This is a genomic window from Zestomonas ipomoeae (assembly GCF_057128665.1).
Genome location: NZ_JBSKHQ010000006.1, coordinates 81,933 through 102,222 on the forward strand (window position 1 = coordinate 81,933; position 20,290 = coordinate 102,222).

Genomic DNA, 20,290 nt, shown 5'->3' on the forward strand with positions numbered 1-20,290 from the left:
AGGAGCCCGCCATGCAAGACACCGCGAAAACCCGCTATCCCATCGTCCTGGTGCCCGGCCTGCTGGGATTCGTGCGCCTGCTCGGCTACCCCTACTGGTACGGCATCGAGTCGGCGCTGCGCGAGCAGGGCGCGCAGGTCTTTGCGCTGCGGGTGTCAGCGGTGAACGACAGCGAGCTGCGTGGCGAGCAGGTGCTCGGGCAGATCCCCGGTATTCTCGAATGCAGCGGCGCGGCCAGGGTCAACCTGATCGGCCATAGCCAGGGGGCGCTGAGTGCCCGCTATGCGGCGGCCCAGCGGCCACAGTGGGTGGCCTCGGTGACCTCGGTCGCCGGGCCCAACCAAGGCTCGGAAGTGGCCGACTATCTGTTCGACCGTTGGCGTTCCGGCGGTAGTCGCGAGCGGCTGGCGACGTTCTGCCTGCAGGGCGTCGGGCGCTTTCTCGATCGCTTCGACTTGCATGGCGATGACCTGCGAATGCCCCAGGACGCGCTGGCCGCCTATCGAGCGCTGACCCGCGAGGGCGTCGCGGCGTTCAACGAGAAGTATCCCCAGGGCCTGCCGCCCCTGTGGGGCGGCGAGGGCGCCGAGGAAGTCGACGGAGTGCGCTACTACTCCTGGTCCGGCATCCTGCAGCCAGGCGTGACCGACAGCGGTCGCAACCGCTTCGACCTCGGTCACACCACTTGCCGTCGCCTGGCGCGCTGGTTCGAGGTGGAGCGCGACGAGAACGATGGCCTGGTGGGGCGCTTCAGCTCGCACTTGGGCAAGGTGATTCGCTCCGACTATCCGCTCGACCACCTCGACATCATCAACCAGACCGCCGGGGCGGTCGGTGCGGGCGTCGATCCGGTAGGGCTGTTCATCGAGCATGCGGCGCGGCTGCGCGAGGCCGGGCTGTAGGATGCGCTCGCCAGGTGCACTGGCTCAGCGGCCGAACTGACGCTCAAGGAACGCATTCAGCCCATCCATATAATCCTCTCCGGACTCGACGAAGCCGCGGTTGTGATCGCCGTGGATGGCCAGGAAGGTCTTCGGCTCCCGGGCGGCGGCGAACAGCGCCTGGCCGTGATGGAAGGGGATGAGGTCGTCTTCGCGGCTGTGCACTACCAGCACCGGCGTGTGAACCTGGGCGAGAGCGGCGCGGGTGTCGTAGCGATAGCGGGCGATCAGCCGCACCGGCAGGAAGGGGTAGAGCTCCGCGGCAATATCCGGCAGCGAGGTGAATCCCGATTCGACGATCAGCGCCGTCGCCGGTCGCTCGGCGGCCAGCCGGGTCGCCACCGCGGCGCCCAGCGAGCGGCCGAAGATTACCAGCCGCTGCGGGTCCACGCCCGGCAGGCGCAACAACTGGGCGTACGCGGCCTCGGCATCCAGCGCCAGGCCCTGCTCGCTGGGCGTGCCGCTGCTCTGGCCATAGCCGCGGTAGTCGAATACCAGCACGTTGAGGCCGAGCCGATTGAAGCGCTGCAGCGACTCCAGTCGGTGGGAGATGTTGCCGGCATTGCCGTGGAAGAACAGCAGGCTGGCGCGCGCCCGCTCTGCCGGCAGGAACCAGCCATGCAGGCGTTCGCCATCGGCGGTGGCTATCCACTGTTCGCTGTACCGCAAGCCGGCATCGGCCGGCGTGGCCGCCAGTTGGCGCAGCGGCACATGGATCACTTGGCCCTGGAACGTCCAGGCCAGGGCCATCAGCAGCAGGTAGGCGCCGCCCAGTGACAACAGCAGGCGGCGCAAGACGCGGAGTGTGCGCATTGGGTTCAGTAGGCGTTTTCTTCGGCGTCTTGCAGGCGCTGCTGGTTCTGCTGGTTGACCTGGTCGATCTGTTGCTTGAGCTGCTCCATCTGCTGTTGTGCCTGCTCGGCCTTTTCTGCCTGCAGCTTGGCGGTGGCCGCGGTCTCGGCGCCGCCGCAGCCGGCGAGCACCAGCAGGGCAGCGGTATAGAGGGCTGTGCGTGAAAGGTTCATGGCGGGCTCCTGGTCAAGGGAGCCTATGAATAACGCCCGAACGCGTGCAGCGCCAGCGGTTTGCGGCGAAAGCGTCGATCACTGCGCGTGGCTCGATCAGAACGGGCTCTCGCGCACGATGCGGAAGGGATGGCGGAACACCGCCGGGCGGTCTTCGCCCCGGTACAGCCCGTTGGGATAGGTGGCGGGGGCGCCGCCCATGCCGATCTGGTGCTGGGCGGTGGACGAGCGGCAGGCCAGCAGCAGGAAGTTGTCATAGACGTTGTACAGCGGTCCGCCGCCGATCGGATGCTGAGCGGCGAGCATGGTGTCGAGGGCAATGTACTGACGCTGCGGGTAGGGTTGTAGATCGACCAGGCACATGATGTCGCAGGTGCCGGTCTGGTGCAGGCTGTCCAGTACGGCAGGCAGTCCGTTGATCGGCACCAGGTAGGGATAGATGCTGAGCGACGGCGGCTGGTGCGCGGCGAAGCGATTGGCGTTTTCGCGGAAGGTCGTGACGAAGCTGTGCAGGCTCTGTGGCTGGTTGATGAAACCGGCGTTGTTCAGCGCCGTATTGAAGGGAGTGGTGAAGGCGTAGTTTTTCATCGGCCGGGGGTTGGCCAGGTTCAGGCCGCCGAGTCCGTGATTGGGAGGGTCCTGCATGCCATGGGTATGGATGACCAGTGTGCGAGTCGGATTGTTGTTGTCCCAGAAGTCTACGACGGGGGCGACGGGGGCGGTGGTGGCGAGGACCTGATCGGTGAGCGTGGCGGGCATCGGGCTTCCTTTTGCGTAATTTCCTTTTGACCGTTCGTCAGCATAGTCAAGGAAACGGTAACCGGCTCGCGATCCTGCCGTGCAACCGGTCGACTGACGCATGCCCATCGGCAACTGCCCGTCAATGGGGCGTCTGCGGCGGTGTGAGCCAGTCAGGATTAGCGCCCGGATCGGCGCACGGAAATCTCGAAGGCTAGGCAAAATTTCCAACCTTTAGTTGGTACGAACGATCCAAATCGTGAAATCGCGGTCTGTTCGCCACACCGCTGCGCCGTTTGCATCCTGCACGGCGCCCGGTTCATTCAGGAGGACTCGACGAGTGAACACGTACCGCTACATCCTGGCCGGCTGCACCCTGCTGGCCAGCTCCAGCCTCTGGGCACACGGCTACATGACCCAGCCCGAATCCCGCGCGTTGCTCTGCAAGCAGGGCGGCAACAGCAACTGCGGCGCCATCCAGTGGGAGCCGCAGAGCCTGGAAGCCGTCTCCGGCTTTCCCAACGGCGGGCCGGCCGATGGCAAGATCGCCAGCGCCGGGCTGGCGCAGTTCGGCGAGCTGGACGAGCAGACCAGTAGCCGCTGGACCAAACGCAACATCCAGGCCGGCCCGAATGCCTTCAAATGGCATTTCACCGCCAACCATGTCACCCGCAACTGGCGCTATTACATCACCAAGCAGAATTGGAACCCGAACCAGAAGCTGACCCGCGATTCCTTCGAACTGACGCCGTTCTGTACCGTCGACGGGCAGATGCAACGCCCTCCGGTGGACGTCACCCACAACTGCAACGTGCCGCAGCGCACCGGTTACCAGGTGATCCTCGGCGTGTGGGAGATCGGCGACACGGTGAACAGCTTCTACAACGTCGTCGACGTACTGTTCCAGGGCGGCGACGTGCCGCCGCCGGCCTGGTCGCAGAAGGGCACCATCTACCCGAGCGTCGACCTCAAGGCCGGCGACAGCGTGGCCACCCGCGTGTTCGATGCCAGTGGCGAGCGTACTGACCTGCAGACCCGCCTGGCCATTACCGGCGATACCCAGGGCAACACCTGGGCCTACCAACTGGCCGGCAAGATCAACGCGGAGCAGCCGTTGCTGCGCGCCGGGCAGATGAACCAGGCCGGCCAGGTCAACCCGGTCTATGGCCAGAACGCCATCTACGCCAAGTCCAACAGCAGCATCACCCGCGTCGAGGTGCAGATCGACAAGGAAGAGCCGCCGGTGGGCGCCGACTTCACGGTCAGCGGCCTGAAGAGCGACTACCTGATCCGCAACGGTCAGCTGAGCATCGACTTCAGCGTCACCGCCGTCGGCGAGATGGAGGTCAGCGCCTACGTCTACGACCACGGCGGCGCTGCCAAGGGCTTTGCCACCGCGCAGATGAACAACAATGCGCAGGGCCTGAGCATTGCGCTCGACCAGCCCCAGGCCGGGCATCACCAGTTGGTGATCAAAGCGGTGGTCAAGGCCACGGGCGAGGTGCTGCAGAAGACCTTCGACATGATGCTCAGCGCCGACAACGCGGGCGGCGACCATCAGTACGTGTTCCCCGATGGCCTGAAGAACTACAAGGCCGGTACCCGCGTGCTGCAGCCGAAGACCGGCAAGGTCTACACCTGCAAGCCGTTCCCCTACAGCGGCTATTGCATCCAGTGGAGCCCCTCGGCGACCCACTACGAGCCAGGTGTAGGCTCGCACTGGCAGCAAGCCTGGAGCGAGTAGACAGGGAAGCGGGCCGCGCAATGCGGCCCGTTTTTATTGGGGAATGTTGCGGCCTGCCAGCTCGCTGCGCTCCTCAGCGGCAACCTACAGGTGAGGCGGCGAGCGTGAACCGAGCGCAACGTAGGTTGGCGTTGAGCATGGCGAAGCCCAACAAGGGCTCGCAGCGACCCAGCGGAGTCGATTGGCCCAGGCGGTGAGCCTCGTTGCGCTTCGTCGCTGCGCTCCTCAGGCTACACGCCCCGCCGCAACCGATGGAAACAGGCTAACCCTTCCTGGGTTCGTCCCGCGTCGCCATCACGTCTTCCAGGCTCAGCCCGGTGAGCCCGTGCAGGGTGCGCCAGAGGAAATAGAAGATCGCCATCATCATCGCCATGCTGGGTATGGCGATCGCCGGGTAGCTCACCAGGGTCAGGCGGCCGAGTTCGGCGTTGAATGCTTCGCTGCCGGCGGGGCTGGTGACGATCCACTTGGCCAGCACGTAGTTCATCGCCGAGGAGAAGAAGAAGGTGCCGCCCAGCCAGTAGGTGGCCGTGAGCAGGCGTGCCTCGAAGACCGCGGTCTTGCCCTGTTCGGCCAGGCGCTGGCGAATCTTTTCCACGTCCAGCACCGCTTCGTTGAACAGCAGGGTCTTGATCAGCGGATAGCGGGTGCGGGTGGAGATCAGCACGGCGATGCCGATGATGCCCGGTATCGCCGCCTCCTTGACCGCCAGCCATTGCGGTTCCAGCTGCAGCAGGCCGATGCCGCCGGTGAGCAGCACGCTGACCAGGCCGAGCACGGCGATCAGGTTGTACTTGCGGTAGCGCAGCAGCTCGTAGGCGCCCCAGCCAAGGGGAAAGGCCAGCGCCAGCAGCAGCGCGCCGTCGGCGCCGAGGCGCTGCTCGCCACTGAGCTTCATCAGCACCAGGGAGGGAATCAGGATACTGATCGCCAGGTCGATCAGCGGGCGCGGTTTGTGGTGCGGGGGCGGCTGTTCGGTCATGGTCTTCATGTGGACAGGAGCGGAAGCCGGATGATCGCCCGACCATCGGTCTCCCGGCTAGCCGGCAGGCGACCGGCTGTGTGACAAAGTTGTTCCGTGGTACCGGTGCGCGGCTCCGTCTGGGCTAGGCTGAAGGGAACGGGGAGGGGAACCCATGGGCTTGCGCGGCGGCTTGATCGGCGTGCTTTCAGTGTGGCTGGCGTGCATGCAAGCGTCGGCCGACCTGCGCCTGCTCACCGAGGACGCGCCACCGATGAGCTTCGTCCAGGACGGCAAGCTCACCGGTATGTCGGTTGAGATCGTCGAGGCGCTGGTTCGACGCACCGGCCAGGCCGCCAGCATTCGCCTGGTGCCCTGGACCCGCGGTTACCACGACGTCCAGCACTATGCCGACACTGCGCTGTTCTCCACCGTGCGCACCCCGGAACGGGAGGCGCTGTTCCAGTGGGTCGGCCCGCTGGTTCGCGGGCAGACGCGCTTCTACTCGCTGCGCTCCCGCCAGTTGCGCATCGAAACCCTGGAACAGGCCGGGCAGACCGGCCCGCTGGCCGTGCCCAAGCAGTGGTACACCTACGAGACCCTGATCGCCCGCGGGCTGAAGAACATCTACGGGGTGCCCGGCCCCAAGCAGATGATGACCATGCTCAAGTACGGCCGGGTCAAGCTGATCGCCACCGAGGACATCACCCTGCGCGAGGAACTGGCCCTCGGCGGCCTGACCCCGGAAGAAGTGCAACCGCAGCTGGTGTTCATGCAGTCGGACTACTACATCGCCTTTTCCCGGCAGACCGACCCGGTGCTGGTCCAGCAATGGCAGCAGCATTTCGAGGCGATGGGAGCGGACGGCAGCCTGCGGCAGATCGTGCTGCGCTGGCTGCCGCATGCCGGCGCGCCGGAGTGAGCGATCCCGGCCCGCCAGCCGCGCCAACCGCTGGGAGCTGTACTGGCTGCGCGTGGGGGCGCTGGTCTGTGGCGTGCTGCTCTTGCTGCTGCTCGTCGCCTTGCCGATGGGCTAGGAGCGCGCGGTCGGCGGATGGTGGCGGGCATAGAGCCTGGTGAAGGCCACCGCGGTGGCGCCATGGGCGACGATGGAGCTGAAGATGATCAGGCTCGCCACATGCCAGAGCTTGCTGTCGGCCCCCCGCTGCAAGGCCAGGGTCGCATAGAACAGCGCGGAAATGCCGATGGGGCCGAACCAGCCGAAGAACAGCGCGTCCGCCTTGTTGGGCAGCGGGCGGAGCTGCGAACGCAGCAGCAGGATGAACGGCAGGCGCCGCAGCAGCAGGATCAGCAACGGCAGCAGCCAGGCCCGCCAGTCCAGCTTCAGCCATTCGTCGATCGGCGCGATGACGCCGAACAGAGTGAAGATCGGCAGGGTGAAGAACTGGTTCACCGTCTCCTGCACGTTGGCTTCCTGCGCGCGCTCCTTGCCGCCGACCATATGATCGAAGGCGATGCCGGCGACGAATACCGAGAGCACGCCGTCCACGTCCAGCAGGCGGGCGCATCCGACGGTGAACAGGGCGAGGGCGATGGTGTAGGAAAGGAACGACACCTGCTCGAAGGTCTTCCTGCGCTCGCCCCATACCAGCAGCTTGCCGGCGGGCAAGCCGATGGCCACGCCCAGCAGCACCGCCCCGAGCACTTCGACCAGCAACACATCCTGGAGCCAGTGGCCGAGCACGTCCGAGGTCTCGCCGCTGAGCAGCAGGATCGGGCCGAGGACGAACAGATAGGCGAGCCCGTCGTTGGCCCCCGATTCGCCGGACAACAGATGGCGCAAGCCCCCCGGCAGGTGGCGTTCGGCGAACTCGCCGGTGGCGATGGCCGAGGCGACCACCGGATCGGTGGGCGTCACGATGGCACCGAGCAGAAAGCTCAGCGCGAGCGGCCAGCCGAGCAGCCAATAGCCCAGGAGGCTGCTGGCCACCCACATGGCCGGCATCACCACACCCAGCAGCACCAGCACCGCGCGGCCCTGGCGGAACAGGAAGCGCGCCGGTAGGCGCAGGGCGATGCCCATCAGGGCGATGGCCAGGGTCAGGCGTGTCGCCTCTTCGATCAGGGCATTGGGCGCAGGCCAGCCCTGCGGATCCAGCCAGCCGAGGGCCTGGGGGCCAAGCAGGATGCCGAGCGCCATCGCCAGCATGGGAATGGAGATGCAGCCGTGGCTACTCAGGTATTTGGAAACCAGGCCGATTCCCAGCACGACGGCGCCGATCAGGGTTATTGCCAAGTAGAATTCGAACACGTCTCCTCCCGCAGCCTCTGCCCCCGGCCTTTTTGACAACCGGCTGCCCGATGCGCTCCGCCGTTCACAAGCCGGGCCGGAAGCCGTTGTGGTCGCCTGGCGCACGCCTTATGGTGCGCCATCTCCCTCGCCGACAGCGTGCCCGCATGCAGACCTATCGACCCACCGCCCTCGGTTTCAAGGCCCGCGCCCAACTGTTCGACCACCTGGCAGCCATGGAAAAGGCGGGCGTGCCGGCGACCCAGGCGTTCGCCAGCCTGCAACTTCCGGCCGCCGGGGCCAGTCTCGCCAGCATGCGCCGGCAACTGGAACAAGGGCGCGACCTCGCCACCGCGGGACACAAGGCTGGCTTGTTCAGCCCGCTGGAAGTGACCTTGCTGAGTGCGGCGCAAACCGCCGGCAGCCCCGCGGCGCTCTACGCCCGGCTGGCCGACGGCTATGGCCGCAAGGCCCGGCACCTGACGGCCATCAAGTCGCGCCTGCTGATGCCAGCGGCGGTGTTCGCCATCGCCCTGTTCGTCCAACCTCTGCCGCGTTTGGCCAGCGGCGCCCTCGGCCTCGGCGGCTACCTGTGGAGCAGCCTGCAACCGTTGCTGCTGGTGGCCGGCTTGCTGCTGCTCGGGCGTTGGCTCTGGCGCCGCACGCAGAGTCGGAGCGGCGGAGCCCTGCAGACCTGGCTGTCGCGGCTGCCGCTGCTCGGGCCCGCCCTCGTGCGGCGCAACGTGCGCGACTACGTGGAAAGCCTGGCGCTGATGCTGGAGGCCGGCGTACCGATGTTCGACGCCCTGCCGAAGGCCACCGCGACACTGCGCGACCCGAATCTGCGCCGTGATTTCGTCGACTTGCAGCATCGCGTGCAGGCCGGCCAGCCGTTGTCCCAGGCCCTGCAAGCGCTGGATATCCCCGGCCAATCCGCACTCGCCGGGTTGACCCGCACCGGCGAAGCCAGCGGCACCCTGCCGGCCAGCCTGTTGCGCTTCGCCCATCTGGAAACCCAGGCACTGGACAGCTTCGAAGAGCAACTGTCGATCTGGCTGCCGCGCGTGGTCTACGCCGCACTGGTCGCATGGATGGCCTACGGGCTGCTCAGCGGCCCCGGCGTCATGCCGCACCTGCCGGAAGGACTCTAACCCCAGGCACCATGAAATCTTGTAGGTTGCGGTTGAGCGCAGCGAAGCCCAACAAGCGGCGCATGGCCAGCCACAAAAGCCTGCGCTACGTCTCGCCAACTGCCGTCAGGTCGACGGCCCCGGACCAGTCCGCGGTGAGCAAGCCGTCCCGGATGAACCGGTGGATGGTGGAATAAGGCCAATCGATAGCCTTGGCGACGTAACCGTGCTTGACCGGATTGAAATGGATGTAATCCATATGTCGTTGCAGATCTCGCTCATCGCGGATCTGGTGCTCCCAGAACCGCCGCTGCCATATTCCACGCTCCCGCTTGAGACGGCGGGAAAGACGGACAGGCTCGGTGTGGGGCAGGTGGCGGGAAAACTCGCTTTTGACCAGACCCCAGCGCAGCGGGTAGTCGTGGTCGCCCTCAGGCAACCGCCACAGTGTATGCAGGTGATCGGGCAGCACGACCATGGCGAGGATGTCGAAGGGGTAGTTGGCCTTGGTCTTGCGCAACGCTGTGCGCATGGCCCCGATATGCTCGGTGAGCAGTGACTGCGAGCGGTCTTCCAGACTGACCGTGAAAAAGAATGTGCCGCCCGGCACGAATGCGCGGCGATATCGCATGGCATACCTTCCTTGGCATAAACGGACCGGCCGATTGTAGACCGACAGGCCAGGGGCGGGACAATCCAGGCGCCGAGTTTGTGGCCTGCCATGCCGGCTGGAGCGAAGCCCAGCGGCACGGGGGAACGGACAAACGATCAGGTCGCTGGACGCCACGCTCGTTGGGCTTCGGGAAAAGCTTCCTCAGGCTACGCGCCCCGTCCCAACCTACCGGTGCGCGATGTTTGTCTCCGATGCCGAGGCCGCGATCTTCCGTAGGTTGCGGTTGAGCGCAGCGAAGCCCAACCGGTTGTATCGATCAATGCCCGCTGCCATGGAGCTGGAGGTAGCTGTACGGCACCGACTCGGCAAGCCAGACCCCATTCTCGGACCGAAAGAAGACATGCCCGTCCTGATGCATGCGTTCCGCGTCCACGTGCAGGATCACCGGTTTGCCGTGGCGCTGCCCGACCCGCAGGGCGGTGTCGGTGTCCGCCGAGAGGTGGACGTGCTGGCGCGCTTGAGGCTGGAGACCATTGTCCAGAATCGACTGGAGAAAGCGCGAAGCCGTACCGTGGTAGAGCGTCGCGGGAGGCGTCAGGGGCCGGAGTCCCAGGTCCACGGGAAAGCTGTGCCCCTGGTTGGCGCGGATACGGCGCCCATCCGCACTGAGACTGAAGCGCTGCTTGTCGCTGGTAGCGACCACTTCGGCGATGAGCGGCGCGCTCAATAACCGGCCGTGCTGGCTTGCACGGGTGATCAGGTCCGTCACGTCCGCCCAGCCCTGGGCGTCGAGCGATAGGCCGATGGACTGTGGTTCGTGCCTGAGGATGTAGCTCAGAAATTTGCTGGCTTTCTCGATATTCATGACCTTTCCTTGGACTTCACGGACACCGTGAATACATAACGTCCGTGCGCAGAACGTATTTGACGCCGGACTTTACCGGCGCCCCCTGATGCACCATCAAATGCGGGAAGATCAGTGCCATGCCGGCTTCCGGTTTGATCAGGTCCCACTTGAACTCGGTCTCGCCGCCGTCATAGCCATCGTTCAAGTAGATGAGAAAGGTCAACTGGCTGATCTCGTCGGGCGAACGGCAGTAGAAACCGTCCTTGTGCCATTTGAAATACTGCTCTGGCGTATAGCGGTAGAAGCGAAAGCGCTCGTTGAACCCCAGCAGCTTCCAATCCGGCAGCTCGTCGGGCAGGCAGGGTCTGGCTCGCTCGAACAATAGCTCGGCCAGAGCAGGATCGTCGAAGATGACCCGGTCGTTGTTGCGCACATGCTTGAGCAGTTCCTGCCCCGAGCGCGTCTGCACGGCTGCTTCCTCGTAACCATAGCGGTCGCCCATGTCGATATAGCGGGTGCATTCGGTGGGGGTGAGGAAGCCTTTGAGGGTGGTGATTCCCGCACCGTAGTCGGTCTTTTCCATAAGTTCGCTCAGGTTCGCGTGTGTGTTGCTGCGTTCGAAAGGCGCACGCTATCGATGGGTCGATAGCATGTCGTTCCCTCAGCCATAGCGCTTCCACGCCTCGATGGCCAGGCCGCTGCCGATGCCGCCGAAGGTGTCGCCTTCCACCGCGCGGGCGTTGGGCAGCATGGCGGCGATGCTCTGGCGCAGGGCCGGGATGCCACTGGAGCCGCCGGTGAAGAACAGCGTGTCGACCTGCTCGACGCCGACGCCGGCGTCCGCCAGCAGGCGGTCGACGCTGGCGCGGATGCGTTCCAGCAGTTGCTCGATGGAAGCCTCGAACAGGCCGCGGCTGAGGTCGGCGGCGAGACCGTCCTCGATGCGCGACAGGTCGATATGGCGCTGCTCGGCCTCGGTCAGCGCAATCTTGCTGTCCTCCACCTGGATCGCCAGCCAATGCCCGGCCCGTTGCTCGATCAGCCGGAACAGCCGGTCGATACCGGTGGGGTCGACGATGTCGTAGCGCATGCTCTGCAACTGGCGCTGCGACTGTGCCGAGTAGACTGCGTTGATGGTGTGCCAGGTGGCCAGGTTGAGGTGGGTGCTGGTCGGCATCGGCGCGTCGCTCTTCATGCGACTGCCGTAACCGAACAAGGGCATCACCCCGGCCAAGGACAGTTGCTTGTCGAAGTCGGTGCCGCCGATGTGCACGCCGCCGGTGGACAGGATGTCGGCCTGGCGGTCGGCCACGGCGCGGCGCTCTGGCGCCAGGCGTACCAGGGAGAAGTCCGAGGTGCCGCCGCCGATATCGACGATCAGCACCAGCTCCTCGCGGGCGATGCCCGACTCGTAGTCGAAGGCGGCGGCGATGGGCTCGTACTGGAAGGAAACGTCCTTGAAGCCCAGCTTCCGGGCGACCGCCACCAGGGTGTCCTGGGCTTCCTGGTCGGCCGCCGGGTCGTCGTCGACGAAGAACACCGGGCGGCCCAGCACCACCTGCTCGAACGGCCGCTCGGCGACGGCCTCGGCACGAGACTTCAGCTCGCCGAGGAACATCCCGAGGATGTCCTTGAACGGCAGGGCACTGCCGAGGATGGCGGTTTCGCTCTTCAGCAGCTTGGAGCCCAGTAGGCTCTTCAGCGAGCGCATCAGGCGGCCCTCGTAACCCTCCAGGTACTCGTGCAGCGCCAGGCGGCCATAGACCGGGCGGCGCTCCTCGAAATTGAAGAACAGCACCGAGGGCAGGGTGATCTTGCCATCCTCCAGGGCGATCAGCGATTCCTCGCCGGGGCGCTGCCAGCCGACGGTGGAGTTGGAGGTGCCGAAGTCGATGCCGCAGGCGCGGGCGGGGAGGGCGTGGGTCATGCTGCGCGGTCCGGTAAAAAAACGGCCGCGCAGTGTATGCGAGCGCGTCGCCGATTGCTGCCCCGAATCGTCGGGCGGATGCGTTTCGGCTACAGTAGGCGGCCCTTTTCGACGCAGCCGCCATGGACAAGACCCGCCTCCAGCACCTGATCATCGAGCGTTTGCAGAACGACCGGCAGATCGCCGCGGCTGCCGTGCAGAGCGCCCGCGAGGCCGCCACCCACAGCGAGAGCAAGGCCGAGAACAAGTACGACACCCGCGGCCTGGAAGCGGCCTACCTGGCCGACGGCCAGCGCCGGCGGCTGTTGGAGATCGAGCAGGCGCTGGCGCTGTATCGCAATCTGGTGCTGCGGCCATATCTCGACGCCCAGGGCATCCAGCTCGGCGCACTGGTGCTGCTGGAGCAGGACGACGGCAGTCGGCGCCAGGTCTTTCTCGGTCCCGATGCCGCCGGGCTGAGGATCGACGACGGCGCCGGCGAGATCCTGCTGATCACCCCGCGTGCGCCCCTCGGCCAGAGCCTGCTCGGCCGCCGGGTCGGTGACGAGGTGGAAACCCGCGTCGGCGAGCAACGTCTTTACTACGAGATACTGCTCGTCGAGTGAGCGCCTGAAAGCCCGCAGCAAGGCGGCCCAGGTAATCTGGCGTGTCCCGGACCCAGCGCTTCGGCGTCTGTACAGCCATCGGGCGTGTCCCGCTACATCTTTGGAATTCTGTCATGCAAAGACTTTCCCACCATGCCCTGCGCAAGGCCTTTCGCGCGCTGCTCGAGGCCGATGCCTGCTACCACACCGCCTCGGTGTTCGACCCGATGTCCGCCCGTATCGCCGCCGACCTGGGGTTCGAGGTCGGCATTCTCGGTGGCTCGGTGGCCTCGTTGCAGGTGCTGGCGGCGCCGGACTTCGCCCTGATCACCCTCAGCGAGTTCGTCGAACAGGCCGCGCGCATCGGCCGGGTGGCGCGCCTGCCGGTGATCGCCGACGCCGACCACGGCTACGGCAATGCGCTCAACGTGATGCGCACGGTGGTGGAGCTGGAGCGCGCCGGCATCGCCGCGCTGACCATCGAAGACACCCTGCTGCCGGCCAAATTCGGCCACAAGTCCACCGACCTGATCGGCGTCGACGAAGCCGTCGGCAAGATACGCGCGGGGCTGGAGGCACGGGTCGACCGTGCCCTGGCGATCATCGCCCGGACCAACGCCGGGGTGATCGATACCAGCGAAGTCATCGAACGCTGCCGGGCCTATCAGGACGCCGGGGCCGACGGCATCTGCCTGGTCGGGGTGAAGGATTTCGCCCATCTGGAGGCCATCGCCCAGCACCTGCGCGTGCCGCTGATGCTGGTCACCTACGGTAACCCGGCGTTGCGTGACAACGCCCGCCTGGCCAAGGCCGGGGTGCGCATCGTGGTCAACGGCCACGCCGCCTACTTCGCCGCGATCAAGGCCACCTACGACTGCCTGCGCGAGCAGCGCCAGGCCGAGGCCTGCGACCTCAACGCCACCGAACTGACCCACAAGTACACCCAGCCCGAGGACTACATCGTCTGGGCGCGGGAGTTCATGGACGTCGAAGAGTAGCCGGGGCGACGCGCGGTTATCCATCTACGTCGCCAGCCCTTGCAAGCGGGCACGGAACCGCCCATATCTCGCTTATCGACAGGCAGGGCGGAGGCGACCATGGCCACCGGTTGGGCTCAAGACGGAGCCGTGCAGGAACAGATCGACAGCACCATCGAAGACGCCGTGCAGCGTGCCCGCAGCCAACTGCCCAAGGGCGAAAGCCTCAAGCACTGCGAGGAATGCGACGCGGCCATCCCCGAAGCACGGCGCCAGGCGGTTCCCGGCGTGCGCCTGTGCGTGGCCTGCCAGGGCGAGCGCGACAAACAGCAGCAGGCGACCAGCGGCTACAACCGGCGCGGCAGCAAGGACAGCCAGCTGCGCTGACGATGCGACGCGTTACCCTTGGCTTGCGGTCGTCTCGCCTATAATCCACAGGCTCGATCCGACTTGCGATTCAAGGAGCGCCGTGCGCTTGCCCGATCTGTTCGTTTGCCGCTGGCTGTCCCTCGCTGCCCGGTTGTGCCTGGCGGGGCTGTCGCTGGGCGAGGTGCCGTCGGTCCAGGCGGCCGAGCTGGTGCTGTTTACCGAGGAAAACCCGCCGCTCAACTTCAGCCAGGACGGCGACCCCACCGGGTTTTCCACCCAGGTGATCGAGGCCACTGCCGCACTGACCGGGGATAGCGTGCAGATCGTCGTTGCCCCCTGGACCCGTGGCTACAACAAGGCGCTGACCGAGCCGAATGTCGGGTTGTTCTCCACCGCCCGCATCGAGACCCGCGAGGATACTTTCCAGTGGGTCGGGCCGCTGATGCGCACGCTCAACCGCTTCTATACCCACAAAGATTCCGGCATCCGGATCACCAGCCTGGAGGACGCCGCCACCGCCGGGCCACTGGCGTTGCCCAGGCAGTGGTATACCCATGAATACCTGCGCAGCAAGGGCTTCGACAACCTCTACACGGTAACCACGCCGGACAAGATGATGCAGATGTTCAGCAAGCGTCGGGTGAGCCTGCTGGCGGCCAACGATGTGCAGTTGCCCCGGCTGCTGGAGCGGGTCGGCATGAGCGAGGACCAGTTGGAGCCGCAGTTCGTCTTCCTCGAACATGAGAGCTATCTGGTGTTTTCCCTGAGTACCGACCCCGAGGTGGCGCAGCGCTGGCAGGCAGCGCTGGACAGCCTCAAGCGCGACGGTACTTTTACGGCCATCTACCGACGCTGGTTTCCCGACCGCATCGTACCGTCGCGCCTGCTGGAGGTCAGTCAGAACAGGAAATAGCGCTGCGCCATCGGCAGTACTTCGGCCGGTTCGCACCAGAGCAATTGCCCGTCCGCCTTCACCTGATAGTTCTGCGGGTCGACCTCTATCGACGGCAAGTAGCCGTTATGGATCAGATCGGTCTTCTGCACCTCGCGGCAGCCTTTCACCACGCCGATCTTTTTCTTCAATCCGAGCTGTTCCGGCACGCCCGCGTCCAGCGCCGCCTGGCTGATGAAGGTCAGGCTGCTGGCATGCAGGCTGCCGCCAAAGCTGCCGAACATCGGCCGGTAGTGCACCGGCTGCGGGGTGGGGATCGAGGCGTTGGCGTCGCCCATCAGGCTGGCGGCGATCACTCCGCCCTTGAGGATCAACGACGGTTTGACGCCGAAGAACGCCGGGCGCCAGAGCACCAGGTCGGCCCATTTGCCGACTTCGATCGACCCCACCTCATGGCTGATGCCGTGGGTGATCGCCGGGTTGATGGTGTACTTGGCGATGTAGCGCTTGGCGCGGAAGTTGTCGTTGCCGGGCGCGTCCTCGGGCAGGGCGCCGCGCTGCTTCTTCATCTTGTCGGCGGTCTGCCAGGTACGGGTGATCACTTCGCCGACACGGCCCATGGCCTGGCTGTCGGAGCTGATCATGCTGAACGCGCCGAGGTCGTGCAGGATGTCTTCGGCGGCGATGGTCTCGCGGCGGATGCGGCTCTCGGCGAAGGCCACGTCCTCGGCGATGCTCGGGTCCAGGTGGTGGCAGACCATCAGCATGTCCAGATGCTCGTCGATGGTGTTCTTGGTGAAGGGCCGGGTCGGGTTGGTCGAGGACGGCAGCACGTTAGGGAAGCCGCAGGCCTTGATGATGTCCGGCGCATGACCGCCGCCGGCGCCCTCGGTGTGGTAGGTGTGGATGGTGCGGCCCTTGAAGGCGCCGAGGGTGGTTTCGACAAAGCCGGATTCGTTGAGGGTGTCGGTGTGGATGGCCACCTGCACATCGTACTGGTCGGCCACGCTCAGGCAGTTGTCGATGGCGGCCGGAGTGGTGCCCCAGTCCTCGTGCAGCTTGAGGCCGATGGCCCCGGCCTTGACCTGCTCGATCAGCGGTTCGGGCAGCGAGGCGTTGCCCTTGCCGGTGAAGCCGAGGTTCATCGGGAAGGCATCGGCGGCATGCAGCATGCGCATCATGTGCCACGGCCCCGGCGTGCAGGTGGTGGCGTTGGTGCCGGTGGCCGGCCCGGTGCCGCCACCGATCATGGTGGTCACGCCGCTCATCAGCGCCTCTTCGATCTGTTGCGGGCAGATGAAGTGGATGTGCGAGTCGATGCCGCCAGCGGTGAGGATCATGCCTTCGCCGGCGATCACCTCGGTGCCGGCGCCGATGGCGATGGTCACGTCGGGTTGGATATCCGGATTGCCGGCCTTGCCGATGGCCGCGATGCGGCCGTCCTTGAGGCCGACGTCGGCCTTGACCACGCCCCAGTGGTCGAGGATCAGCGCGTTGGTGATCAGCGTATCGACCACGTCCTTGGCGCATAGCTGGCCCTGGCCCATGCCGTCGCGGATGACCTTGCCGCCGCCGAACTTCACTTCTTCACCGTAGGTGGTGAAGTCCTTCTCCACTTCGATCCACAGGTCGGTATCGGCCAGGCGCAGCTTGTCGCCGACGGTGGGGCCGAACATGTCGGCATAGGCTTGGCGGCTGATTTTCATCGGGACTCCTGAATAGATCCGTGCTCAATATCGCCCTCACCCCAGCCCTCTCCCGGAGGGAGAGGGGGCTGATCGGCGTGCTGGTTCATTCCCGCCGCGGCGGGGTGCTTTTCTCTCTCCCTCTGGGAGAGGGCCGGGGTGAGGGACTCTAAAGATTGCCCATCACCCGCCCGGCGAAGCCGAACACCCGGCGCGCGCCGGCCAGTTCCACCAGCTCTACCTCGCGGCTCTGCCCCGGCTCGAAGCGCACCGCGGTGCCGGCCGGGATGTTCAGGCGCATGCCTCGCGTGCTCGCTCGATCGAATGTCAGCGCGTCGTTGGTCTCGAAGAAGTGGTAATGCGAGCCGACCTGGATCGGCCGGTCGCCGCTGTTGGCCACGCTGAGAGTGAGGGTGCGGCGGCCGGCGTTGAGTTCGATGTCGCCGTCCTGGATCTGGTATTCGCCGGGAATCATGGCTGGGGTCTCGACAGGGTCTTGTAGTAGATGGCATTGGCCCGGTAGGTGCCGTCCGGGGCGCAGGCATAGTCGGGCAGGCCGCCGATGCAGGTGTAGCCAAGGGCCCGGTAGAAGGCTTCCGCCGGGCTGCCGGCTTCGGTGTCCAGGTAGAGCAGGCCACGACGCAGGTCGCGGGCTTCGTCTTCCAGGCGCTGCATCAACTGCTGGGCGATGCCTTGGCGGCGGGCGTCGCTACGTACCATCAGCTTCTGCACCTCGGCGCGGTTCAGGCCGTTGCGCTTCTGGCACAGCACCAGTTGCACGCTGCCGAGCACCTGCCCGTCCTGCTCGGCGATCCACAGCAGGTGGGTACCCTCACGCAGGCCAGCGAGTACCTGGTCGAAATAGGCACTGGCCTCGGCCTGGTCGATATCGGCGAGAAAACCGAGCGAGGCGCCGTGGCGCACGGCATCTAGCAGCAGTTCGATCATCCCGGCGCGGTAGTGTGCGAAATCGCTCTCGCCGAGCGGTTGGATGTACATCAGGGCGTGCTCCGCTGCGGGGTGAGGATCAACTGCATGAAGGTCAGGTCCAGCCAGCGGCCGAACTTGCAGCCGACCTGGCGCAACTGGCCGACGTGGACGAAGCCGAGCTGCTGGTGCATGTGGATGGAGGCGCGGTTCTCGCTCTCGATGCCGGCGACCATCACGTGCTTGCCGAGGGCGCGGGCGCGCACGATCAGCTCGCGCATCAGCGCCTTGCCGATGCCGGCGTTGAGGTGGTCCGGCTGCACGTAGACCGAGTGTTCGACGGTGTGGCGATAGCCGTCCCAGGCCCGCCAATCGCAGAAGGAGGCATAGCCGAGCAGCGTGCCGGCGTCGTCTACCGCCACCAGCACCGGGTAGTGCTGGGACTGGCGCTGGGCCAGCCAGGCCTGCCGGTTGGCGAGGTCCACCTCGGTTTCGTTCCAGATCGCCGTGGTGTTCAGCACGGCGTGGTTGTAGATCTGCAGGATGCCCGGCAGATCGGCTTCGCTGGCGTCGCGTATGTGCATGGCGCTTCCTCGGTCGCTCAGGGAATCGGTTGATGCACGGTGACCAGCTTGGTTCCGTCTGGGAAGGTGGCCTCCACCTGGATCTCCGGGATCATCTCCGGCACGCCTTCCATCACCTGTTTGCGGCTGAGCAGGGTGGTGCCGTAGTGCATCAGCTCGGCCACGCTCTGCCCGTCGCGCGCGCCTTCGAGCAGGGCGGCGGAGATATAGGCCATGGCTTCCGGGTAGTTCAGCTTCAGGCCACGGGCCAGGCGGCGTTCGGCCACCAGGCCGGCGGTGAAGATCAGCAGCTTGTCCTTCTCGCGGGGTGTCAGGTCCATCAGGTGCTCCAGATTCGCGGGGAGACGGCGGCGCGCCCAAGCAGGGACGGGCGCAGTAGGCGCCAGAGTTCGATCAGCCAGGCACGGGCGTGCAGCGCTTCGCCGGCCAGGCAACGGGCCGCCAGCAGGCCCGGCAGTTGGGTGAGGTCACCGCGCACCGGGCTCGCCAGTTGGCGACAGCAGTCCAGCAGCTCGGCGTCGATTTCGCCAGTGGCCAGCAGGGTGGCGAACACCGGCTGGCCGGCCAGGCCGATGGGCGAGTCGAGCAGGCCGTCGCCGCCCTCGATACGCTGGCGTTCATGCCAGAGCAGGTGGCCGTCGCGACGGATATCCAGCCCGGCCTGGAAATGGCCCTCGGCGAAGCGCTCGCCACTGGCCGGGCGGCCGAGGGCGATCATGTCCCAGTAGAACAGCCGGGCGTCGCCTTCGAGTTCGATGCGGGTGGCGAGTTCGGCCTGGGCGCCGGAGAAGACGATGGTCTCCTGCGGCAGCCATTCCAGGGTGGCGCCGGGGGCGACGCGCAGGTCGATGGCCTGGTGGGCCGGACCGCTGGAGCGGTACCACTTGGCTGCGCCGGGGCTGGTCAGTTGCGCCCAGGCATCGGCGCCAATCGTTGCATTGATATTCAGTCGATCGCCGCCGGCGATGCCGCCCGGCGGGTGCACGATGATGTGCTGGCAGACCTCGGGGCCTTCGGCGTACAGGTGCTTCTGCACTCGCAGCGGGCCTTGGTGGCGCCGCTGGGTCGGTCGCGTGCTGTCGCCGAAACGACCATAGGCCAGCTCCAGCTCGGCATGCCAACTGGGGCTGAACAGGGTGGTGGCAACGGGTGCGTTCATAGGGTCTTATCGTAGGGTGGATGACGCTTTATCCATCCACCAGTTGCTGGCGCCGTGGTGGATGAGAAAAGCGTCATCCACCCTACAGCGAGTTTCATATCGCCACCAATCCGCGCACGCCGTCGGCTTCCATGGTTTCTCCTCGGCCCTGCTGGACGATTTCACCGCGACTCATGACCAGATACTGATCGGCCAGTTCGGCGGCGAAGTCGTAGAACTGTTCGACCAGCAGGATAGCCATGTCGCCGCGCGCGGCCAGCTTCTTGATCACCGCGCCGATCTCCTTGATCACCGACGGCTGGATGCCTTCGGTGGGCTCGTCGAGGATCAGCAGGCGCGGCCGGCTGGCCAGGGCGCGGCCGATGGCCAGTTGTTGCTGCTGGCCGCCGGAGAGGTCGCCGCCGCGGCGCTGCTTCATCTGCTCGAGCACCGGGAACAGTTCGTAGATGAACGACGGCACCGTCTTGGCCTCGCCCGCGCTGAAGCGCGACAGGCCCATCAGCAGGTTTTCCTCCACGGTCAGGCGCGGGAAGATTTCGCGGCCCTGCGGCACGTAGGCGATGCCAGCCTGCACGCGCTGGTGCGGCTTGCAGCCGGTGATGGCCTTGCCTTCCCAGTGCACGCGACCGTCCTTGGCCGGAATCAGGCCCATCAGGCATTTCAGCAACGTGGTCTTGCCCACCCCGTTGCGCCCGAGCAGGCAGGTGACCTCGCCGACCCTGGCCTCGAACGACAGCCCGCGGAGGATATGGCTGCCGCCGTAGTATTGGTGGAGTTGCTCAACCTGCAGCATGTGGTTCTCCCGCTCGTTCCCAGGCTCCGCGTGGGAATCATCAATGACCGTACCTGTAGGGGCGAATTCATTCGCCTGACAGCGAATAGGGTGGATCGGGGCGTGTAGCTCGCGCTTTATCGATCCACCGTGCGCTGCCCTTG

24 protein-coding genes are annotated in these 20,290 nt (G+C 66.0%); 8 read left to right on the forward strand and 16 right to left on the reverse strand.

Features of this window, described 5'->3' with window-relative positions; translation table 11 throughout:
• The first annotated feature begins 11 nt into the window (after window positions 1-11).
• On the forward strand, window positions 12-902 hold the full coding sequence (locus ACWKV7_RS09430) for an alpha/beta fold hydrolase (protein WP_483857401.1): 891 nt from the start codon (window positions 12-14) through the stop codon (window positions 900-902).
• A gap of 24 nt (window positions 903-926) precedes the next feature.
• Here the strand turns inward: ACWKV7_RS09430 and ACWKV7_RS09435 are convergent, their stop codons facing one another.
• The 3 genes from ACWKV7_RS09435 to ACWKV7_RS09445 all read right to left on the reverse strand — a co-directional run bounded on the left by ACWKV7_RS09435 (window position 927) and on the right by ACWKV7_RS09445 (window position 2,725).
• Window positions 927-1,754, reverse strand: coding sequence for an alpha/beta hydrolase (locus tag ACWKV7_RS09435; protein WP_483857402.1), 828 nt, complete (start codon window positions 1,752-1,754; stop codon window positions 927-929).
• A 5-nt stretch (window positions 1,755-1,759) separates the two neighbouring features.
• Window positions 1,760-1,966 carry a hypothetical protein gene (locus tag ACWKV7_RS09440; RefSeq protein ID WP_483857403.1) on the reverse strand — a complete coding sequence of 69 codons (207 nt, stop codon included), beginning with the start codon at window positions 1,964-1,966 and terminating at the stop codon, window positions 1,760-1,762.
• A 96-nt stretch (window positions 1,967-2,062) separates the two neighbouring features.
• Window positions 2,063-2,725 (reverse strand): hypothetical protein, encoded by a 663-nt coding sequence (locus tag ACWKV7_RS09445; protein ID WP_483857404.1) that lies wholly within the window; start codon window positions 2,723-2,725, stop codon window positions 2,063-2,065.
• Between the two features lie 319 nt (window positions 2,726-3,044).
• On the opposite strand from ACWKV7_RS09445, the gene gbpA reads away from it, so the two are divergent.
• Window positions 3,045-4,448 (forward strand): N-acetylglucosamine-binding protein GbpA, encoded by a 1,404-nt coding sequence (gene gbpA / locus ACWKV7_RS09450; RefSeq protein WP_483857405.1) that lies wholly within the window; start codon window positions 3,045-3,047, stop codon window positions 4,446-4,448.
• 262 nt (window positions 4,449-4,710) lie between these two features.
• On the opposite strand, the gene ACWKV7_RS09455 is transcribed toward gbpA, so the two are convergent.
• Window positions 4,711-5,439 (reverse strand): VC0807 family protein, encoded by a 729-nt coding sequence (locus ACWKV7_RS09455; protein WP_483857406.1) that lies wholly within the window; start codon window positions 5,437-5,439, stop codon window positions 4,711-4,713.
• A gap of 145 nt (window positions 5,440-5,584) precedes the next feature.
• On the opposite strand from ACWKV7_RS09455, the gene ACWKV7_RS09460 reads away from it, so the two are divergent.
• Window positions 5,585-6,331, forward strand: a complete 747-nt coding sequence (locus tag ACWKV7_RS09460) for a substrate-binding periplasmic protein (RefSeq protein ID WP_483857407.1) — start codon at window positions 5,585-5,587, stop codon at window positions 6,329-6,331.
• Window positions 6,332-6,442: 111 nt separating this feature from the next.
• Here the strand turns inward: ACWKV7_RS09460 and ACWKV7_RS09465 are convergent, their stop codons facing one another.
• Entirely contained in the window at window positions 6,443-7,681 is a 1,239-nt protein-coding gene (locus ACWKV7_RS09465; protein WP_483857408.1) for a cation:proton antiporter domain-containing protein, read from the reverse strand.
• Between the two features lie 146 nt (window positions 7,682-7,827).
• On the opposite strand from ACWKV7_RS09465, the gene ACWKV7_RS09470 reads away from it, so the two are divergent.
• On the forward strand, window positions 7,828-8,811 hold the full coding sequence (locus ACWKV7_RS09470) for a type II secretion system F family protein (RefSeq protein WP_483857409.1): 984 nt from the start codon (window positions 7,828-7,830) through the stop codon (window positions 8,809-8,811).
• Window positions 8,812-8,896: 85 nt separating this feature from the next.
• Here the strand turns inward: ACWKV7_RS09470 and ACWKV7_RS09475 are convergent, their stop codons facing one another.
• From ACWKV7_RS09475 to ACWKV7_RS09490, 4 genes are all read right to left on the reverse strand, one after another.
• A complete protein-coding gene (locus ACWKV7_RS09475; protein ID WP_483857410.1) occupies window positions 8,897-9,421 on the reverse strand; it encodes an REP-associated tyrosine transposase in 525 nt (174 codons plus the stop codon).
• Between the two features lie 298 nt (window positions 9,422-9,719).
• Window positions 9,720-10,268, reverse strand: a complete 549-nt coding sequence (locus tag ACWKV7_RS09480; RefSeq protein ID WP_483857411.1) for an RNA 2'-phosphotransferase — start codon at window positions 10,266-10,268, stop codon at window positions 9,720-9,722.
• Between the two features lie 16 nt (window positions 10,269-10,284).
• Window positions 10,285-10,833 carry a 2OG-Fe(II) oxygenase gene (locus ACWKV7_RS09485; RefSeq protein ID WP_483857412.1) on the reverse strand — a complete coding sequence of 183 codons (549 nt, stop codon included), beginning with the start codon at window positions 10,831-10,833 and terminating at the stop codon, window positions 10,285-10,287.
• 78 nt (window positions 10,834-10,911) lie between these two features.
• Window positions 10,912-12,177, reverse strand: coding sequence for an Hsp70 family protein (locus tag ACWKV7_RS09490; protein WP_483857413.1), 1,266 nt, complete (start codon window positions 12,175-12,177; stop codon window positions 10,912-10,914).
• Between the two features lie 122 nt (window positions 12,178-12,299).
• Between ACWKV7_RS09490 and ACWKV7_RS09495 the strand changes: the two genes are divergently transcribed.
• The 4 genes from ACWKV7_RS09495 (at window position 12,300) to ACWKV7_RS09510 (ending at window position 15,020) form a co-directional block, all read left to right on the forward strand.
• Complete coding sequence (locus ACWKV7_RS09495) at window positions 12,300-12,782, forward strand: GreA/GreB family elongation factor (RefSeq protein WP_483857414.1); 483 nt, start codon at window positions 12,300-12,302, stop codon at window positions 12,780-12,782.
• Window positions 12,783-12,895: 113 nt separating this feature from the next.
• A complete protein-coding gene (locus ACWKV7_RS09500) occupies window positions 12,896-13,759 on the forward strand; it encodes an isocitrate lyase/PEP mutase family protein (RefSeq protein WP_483857415.1) in 864 nt (287 codons plus the stop codon).
• 99 nt (window positions 13,760-13,858) lie between these two features.
• A complete protein-coding gene (locus ACWKV7_RS09505) occupies window positions 13,859-14,125 on the forward strand; it encodes a DksA/TraR family C4-type zinc finger protein (RefSeq protein ID WP_483857416.1) in 267 nt (88 codons plus the stop codon).
• Between the two features lie 82 nt (window positions 14,126-14,207).
• Window positions 14,208-15,020: a substrate-binding periplasmic protein gene (locus ACWKV7_RS09510; RefSeq protein WP_483857417.1), complete on the forward strand. Its 813-nt coding sequence runs from the start codon at window positions 14,208-14,210 to the stop codon at window positions 15,018-15,020.
• Here the strand turns inward: ACWKV7_RS09510 and ureC are convergent.
• From ureC to urtE, 7 genes are all read right to left on the reverse strand, one after another.
• Complete coding sequence (gene ureC, locus ACWKV7_RS09515) at window positions 15,005-16,705, reverse strand: urease subunit alpha (RefSeq protein WP_483857418.1); 1,701 nt, start codon at window positions 16,703-16,705, stop codon at window positions 15,005-15,007. The genes ACWKV7_RS09510 and ureC overlap by 16 nt on opposite strands.
• Window positions 16,706-16,853: 148 nt before the next feature.
• Window positions 16,854-17,159 (reverse strand): urease subunit beta, encoded by a 306-nt coding sequence (locus tag ACWKV7_RS09520; RefSeq protein ID WP_483857419.1) that lies wholly within the window; start codon window positions 17,157-17,159, stop codon window positions 16,854-16,856.
• The gene (locus ACWKV7_RS09525) at window positions 17,156-17,683 is read right to left on the reverse strand and encodes an N-acetyltransferase family protein (protein ID WP_483857420.1); all 528 of its coding nucleotides are present in this window, start codon (window positions 17,681-17,683) and stop codon (window positions 17,156-17,158) included. The genes ACWKV7_RS09520 and ACWKV7_RS09525 overlap by 4 nt, the downstream gene beginning before the upstream one ends.
• Entirely contained in the window at window positions 17,683-18,195 is a 513-nt protein-coding gene (locus ACWKV7_RS09530; RefSeq protein WP_483857421.1) for an N-acetyltransferase family protein, read from the reverse strand. Before ACWKV7_RS09530 ends, ACWKV7_RS09525 begins: the two co-directional genes overlap by 1 nt.
• 17 nt (window positions 18,196-18,212) lie before the next feature.
• Window positions 18,213-18,515, reverse strand: a complete 303-nt coding sequence (ureA, locus tag ACWKV7_RS09535) for an urease subunit gamma (protein WP_483857422.1) — start codon at window positions 18,513-18,515, stop codon at window positions 18,213-18,215.
• The gene (locus ACWKV7_RS09540; RefSeq protein WP_483857423.1) at window positions 18,515-19,354 is read right to left on the reverse strand and encodes an urease accessory protein UreD; all 840 of its coding nucleotides are present in this window, start codon (window positions 19,352-19,354) and stop codon (window positions 18,515-18,517) included. The genes ureA and ACWKV7_RS09540 overlap by 1 nt, the downstream gene beginning before the upstream one ends.
• Before the next feature lie 94 nt (window positions 19,355-19,448).
• Window positions 19,449-20,147 carry an urea ABC transporter ATP-binding subunit UrtE gene (gene urtE / locus ACWKV7_RS09545; protein ID WP_483857424.1) on the reverse strand — a complete coding sequence of 233 codons (699 nt, stop codon included), beginning with the start codon at window positions 20,145-20,147 and terminating at the stop codon, window positions 19,449-19,451.
• Window positions 20,148-20,290: the final 143 nt, after the last annotated feature.

Excerpts from the sequence above, each read along its gene's own strand:
- ACWKV7_RS09430 (WP_483857401.1), top strand. The coding sequence starts at position 12 with ATGCAAGACACCGCGAAAACCCGCTATCCCATCGTCCTGGTGCCCGGC.
- ACWKV7_RS09435 (WP_483857402.1), bottom strand. The coding sequence starts at position 1,754 with ATGCGCACACTCCGCGTCTTGCGCCGCCTGCTGTTGTCACTGGGCGGC.
- ACWKV7_RS09440 (WP_483857403.1), bottom strand. The coding sequence starts at position 1,966 with ATGAACCTTTCACGCACAGCCCTCTATACCGCTGCCCTGCTGGTGCTC.
- ACWKV7_RS09445 (WP_483857404.1), bottom strand. The coding sequence starts at position 2,725 with ATGCCCGCCACGCTCACCGATCAGGTCCTCGCCACCACCGCCCCCGTC.
- ACWKV7_RS09455 (WP_483857406.1), bottom strand. The coding sequence starts at position 5,439 with ATGAAGACCATGACCGAACAGCCGCCCCCGCACCACAAACCGCGCCCG.
- ACWKV7_RS09460 (WP_483857407.1), top strand. The coding sequence starts at position 5,585 with ATGGGCTTGCGCGGCGGCTTGATCGGCGTGCTTTCAGTGTGGCTGGCG.
- ACWKV7_RS09470 (WP_483857409.1), top strand. The coding sequence starts at position 7,828 with ATGCAGACCTATCGACCCACCGCCCTCGGTTTCAAGGCCCGCGCCCAA.
- ACWKV7_RS09475 (WP_483857410.1), bottom strand. The coding sequence starts at position 9,421 with ATGCGATATCGCCGCGCATTCGTGCCGGGCGGCACATTCTTTTTCACG.
- ACWKV7_RS09480 (WP_483857411.1), bottom strand. The coding sequence starts at position 10,268 with ATGAATATCGAGAAAGCCAGCAAATTTCTGAGCTACATCCTCAGGCAC.
- ACWKV7_RS09485 (WP_483857412.1), bottom strand. The coding sequence starts at position 10,833 with ATGGAAAAGACCGACTACGGTGCGGGAATCACCACCCTCAAAGGCTTC.
- ACWKV7_RS09490 (WP_483857413.1), bottom strand. The coding sequence starts at position 12,177 with ATGACCCACGCCCTCCCCGCCCGCGCCTGCGGCATCGACTTCGGCACC.
- ACWKV7_RS09495 (WP_483857414.1), top strand. The coding sequence starts at position 12,300 with ATGGACAAGACCCGCCTCCAGCACCTGATCATCGAGCGTTTGCAGAAC.
- ACWKV7_RS09500 (WP_483857415.1), top strand. The coding sequence starts at position 12,896 with ATGCAAAGACTTTCCCACCATGCCCTGCGCAAGGCCTTTCGCGCGCTG.
- ACWKV7_RS09505 (WP_483857416.1), top strand. The coding sequence starts at position 13,859 with ATGGCCACCGGTTGGGCTCAAGACGGAGCCGTGCAGGAACAGATCGAC.
- ureC (WP_483857418.1), bottom strand. The coding sequence starts at position 16,705 with ATGAAAATCAGCCGCCAAGCCTATGCCGACATGTTCGGCCCCACCGTC.
- ACWKV7_RS09520 (WP_483857419.1), bottom strand. The coding sequence starts at position 17,159 with ATGATTCCCGGCGAATACCAGATCCAGGACGGCGACATCGAACTCAAC.
- ACWKV7_RS09525 (WP_483857420.1), bottom strand. The coding sequence starts at position 17,683 with ATGTACATCCAACCGCTCGGCGAGAGCGATTTCGCACACTACCGCGCC.
- ACWKV7_RS09530 (WP_483857421.1), bottom strand. The coding sequence starts at position 18,195 with ATGCACATACGCGACGCCAGCGAAGCCGATCTGCCGGGCATCCTGCAG.
- ureA (WP_483857422.1), bottom strand. The coding sequence starts at position 18,515 with ATGGACCTGACACCCCGCGAGAAGGACAAGCTGCTGATCTTCACCGCC.
- ACWKV7_RS09540 (WP_483857423.1), bottom strand. The coding sequence starts at position 19,354 with ATGAACGCACCCGTTGCCACCACCCTGTTCAGCCCCAGTTGGCATGCC.
- urtE (WP_483857424.1), bottom strand. The coding sequence starts at position 20,147 with ATGCTGCAGGTTGAGCAACTCCACCAATACTACGGCGGCAGCCATATC.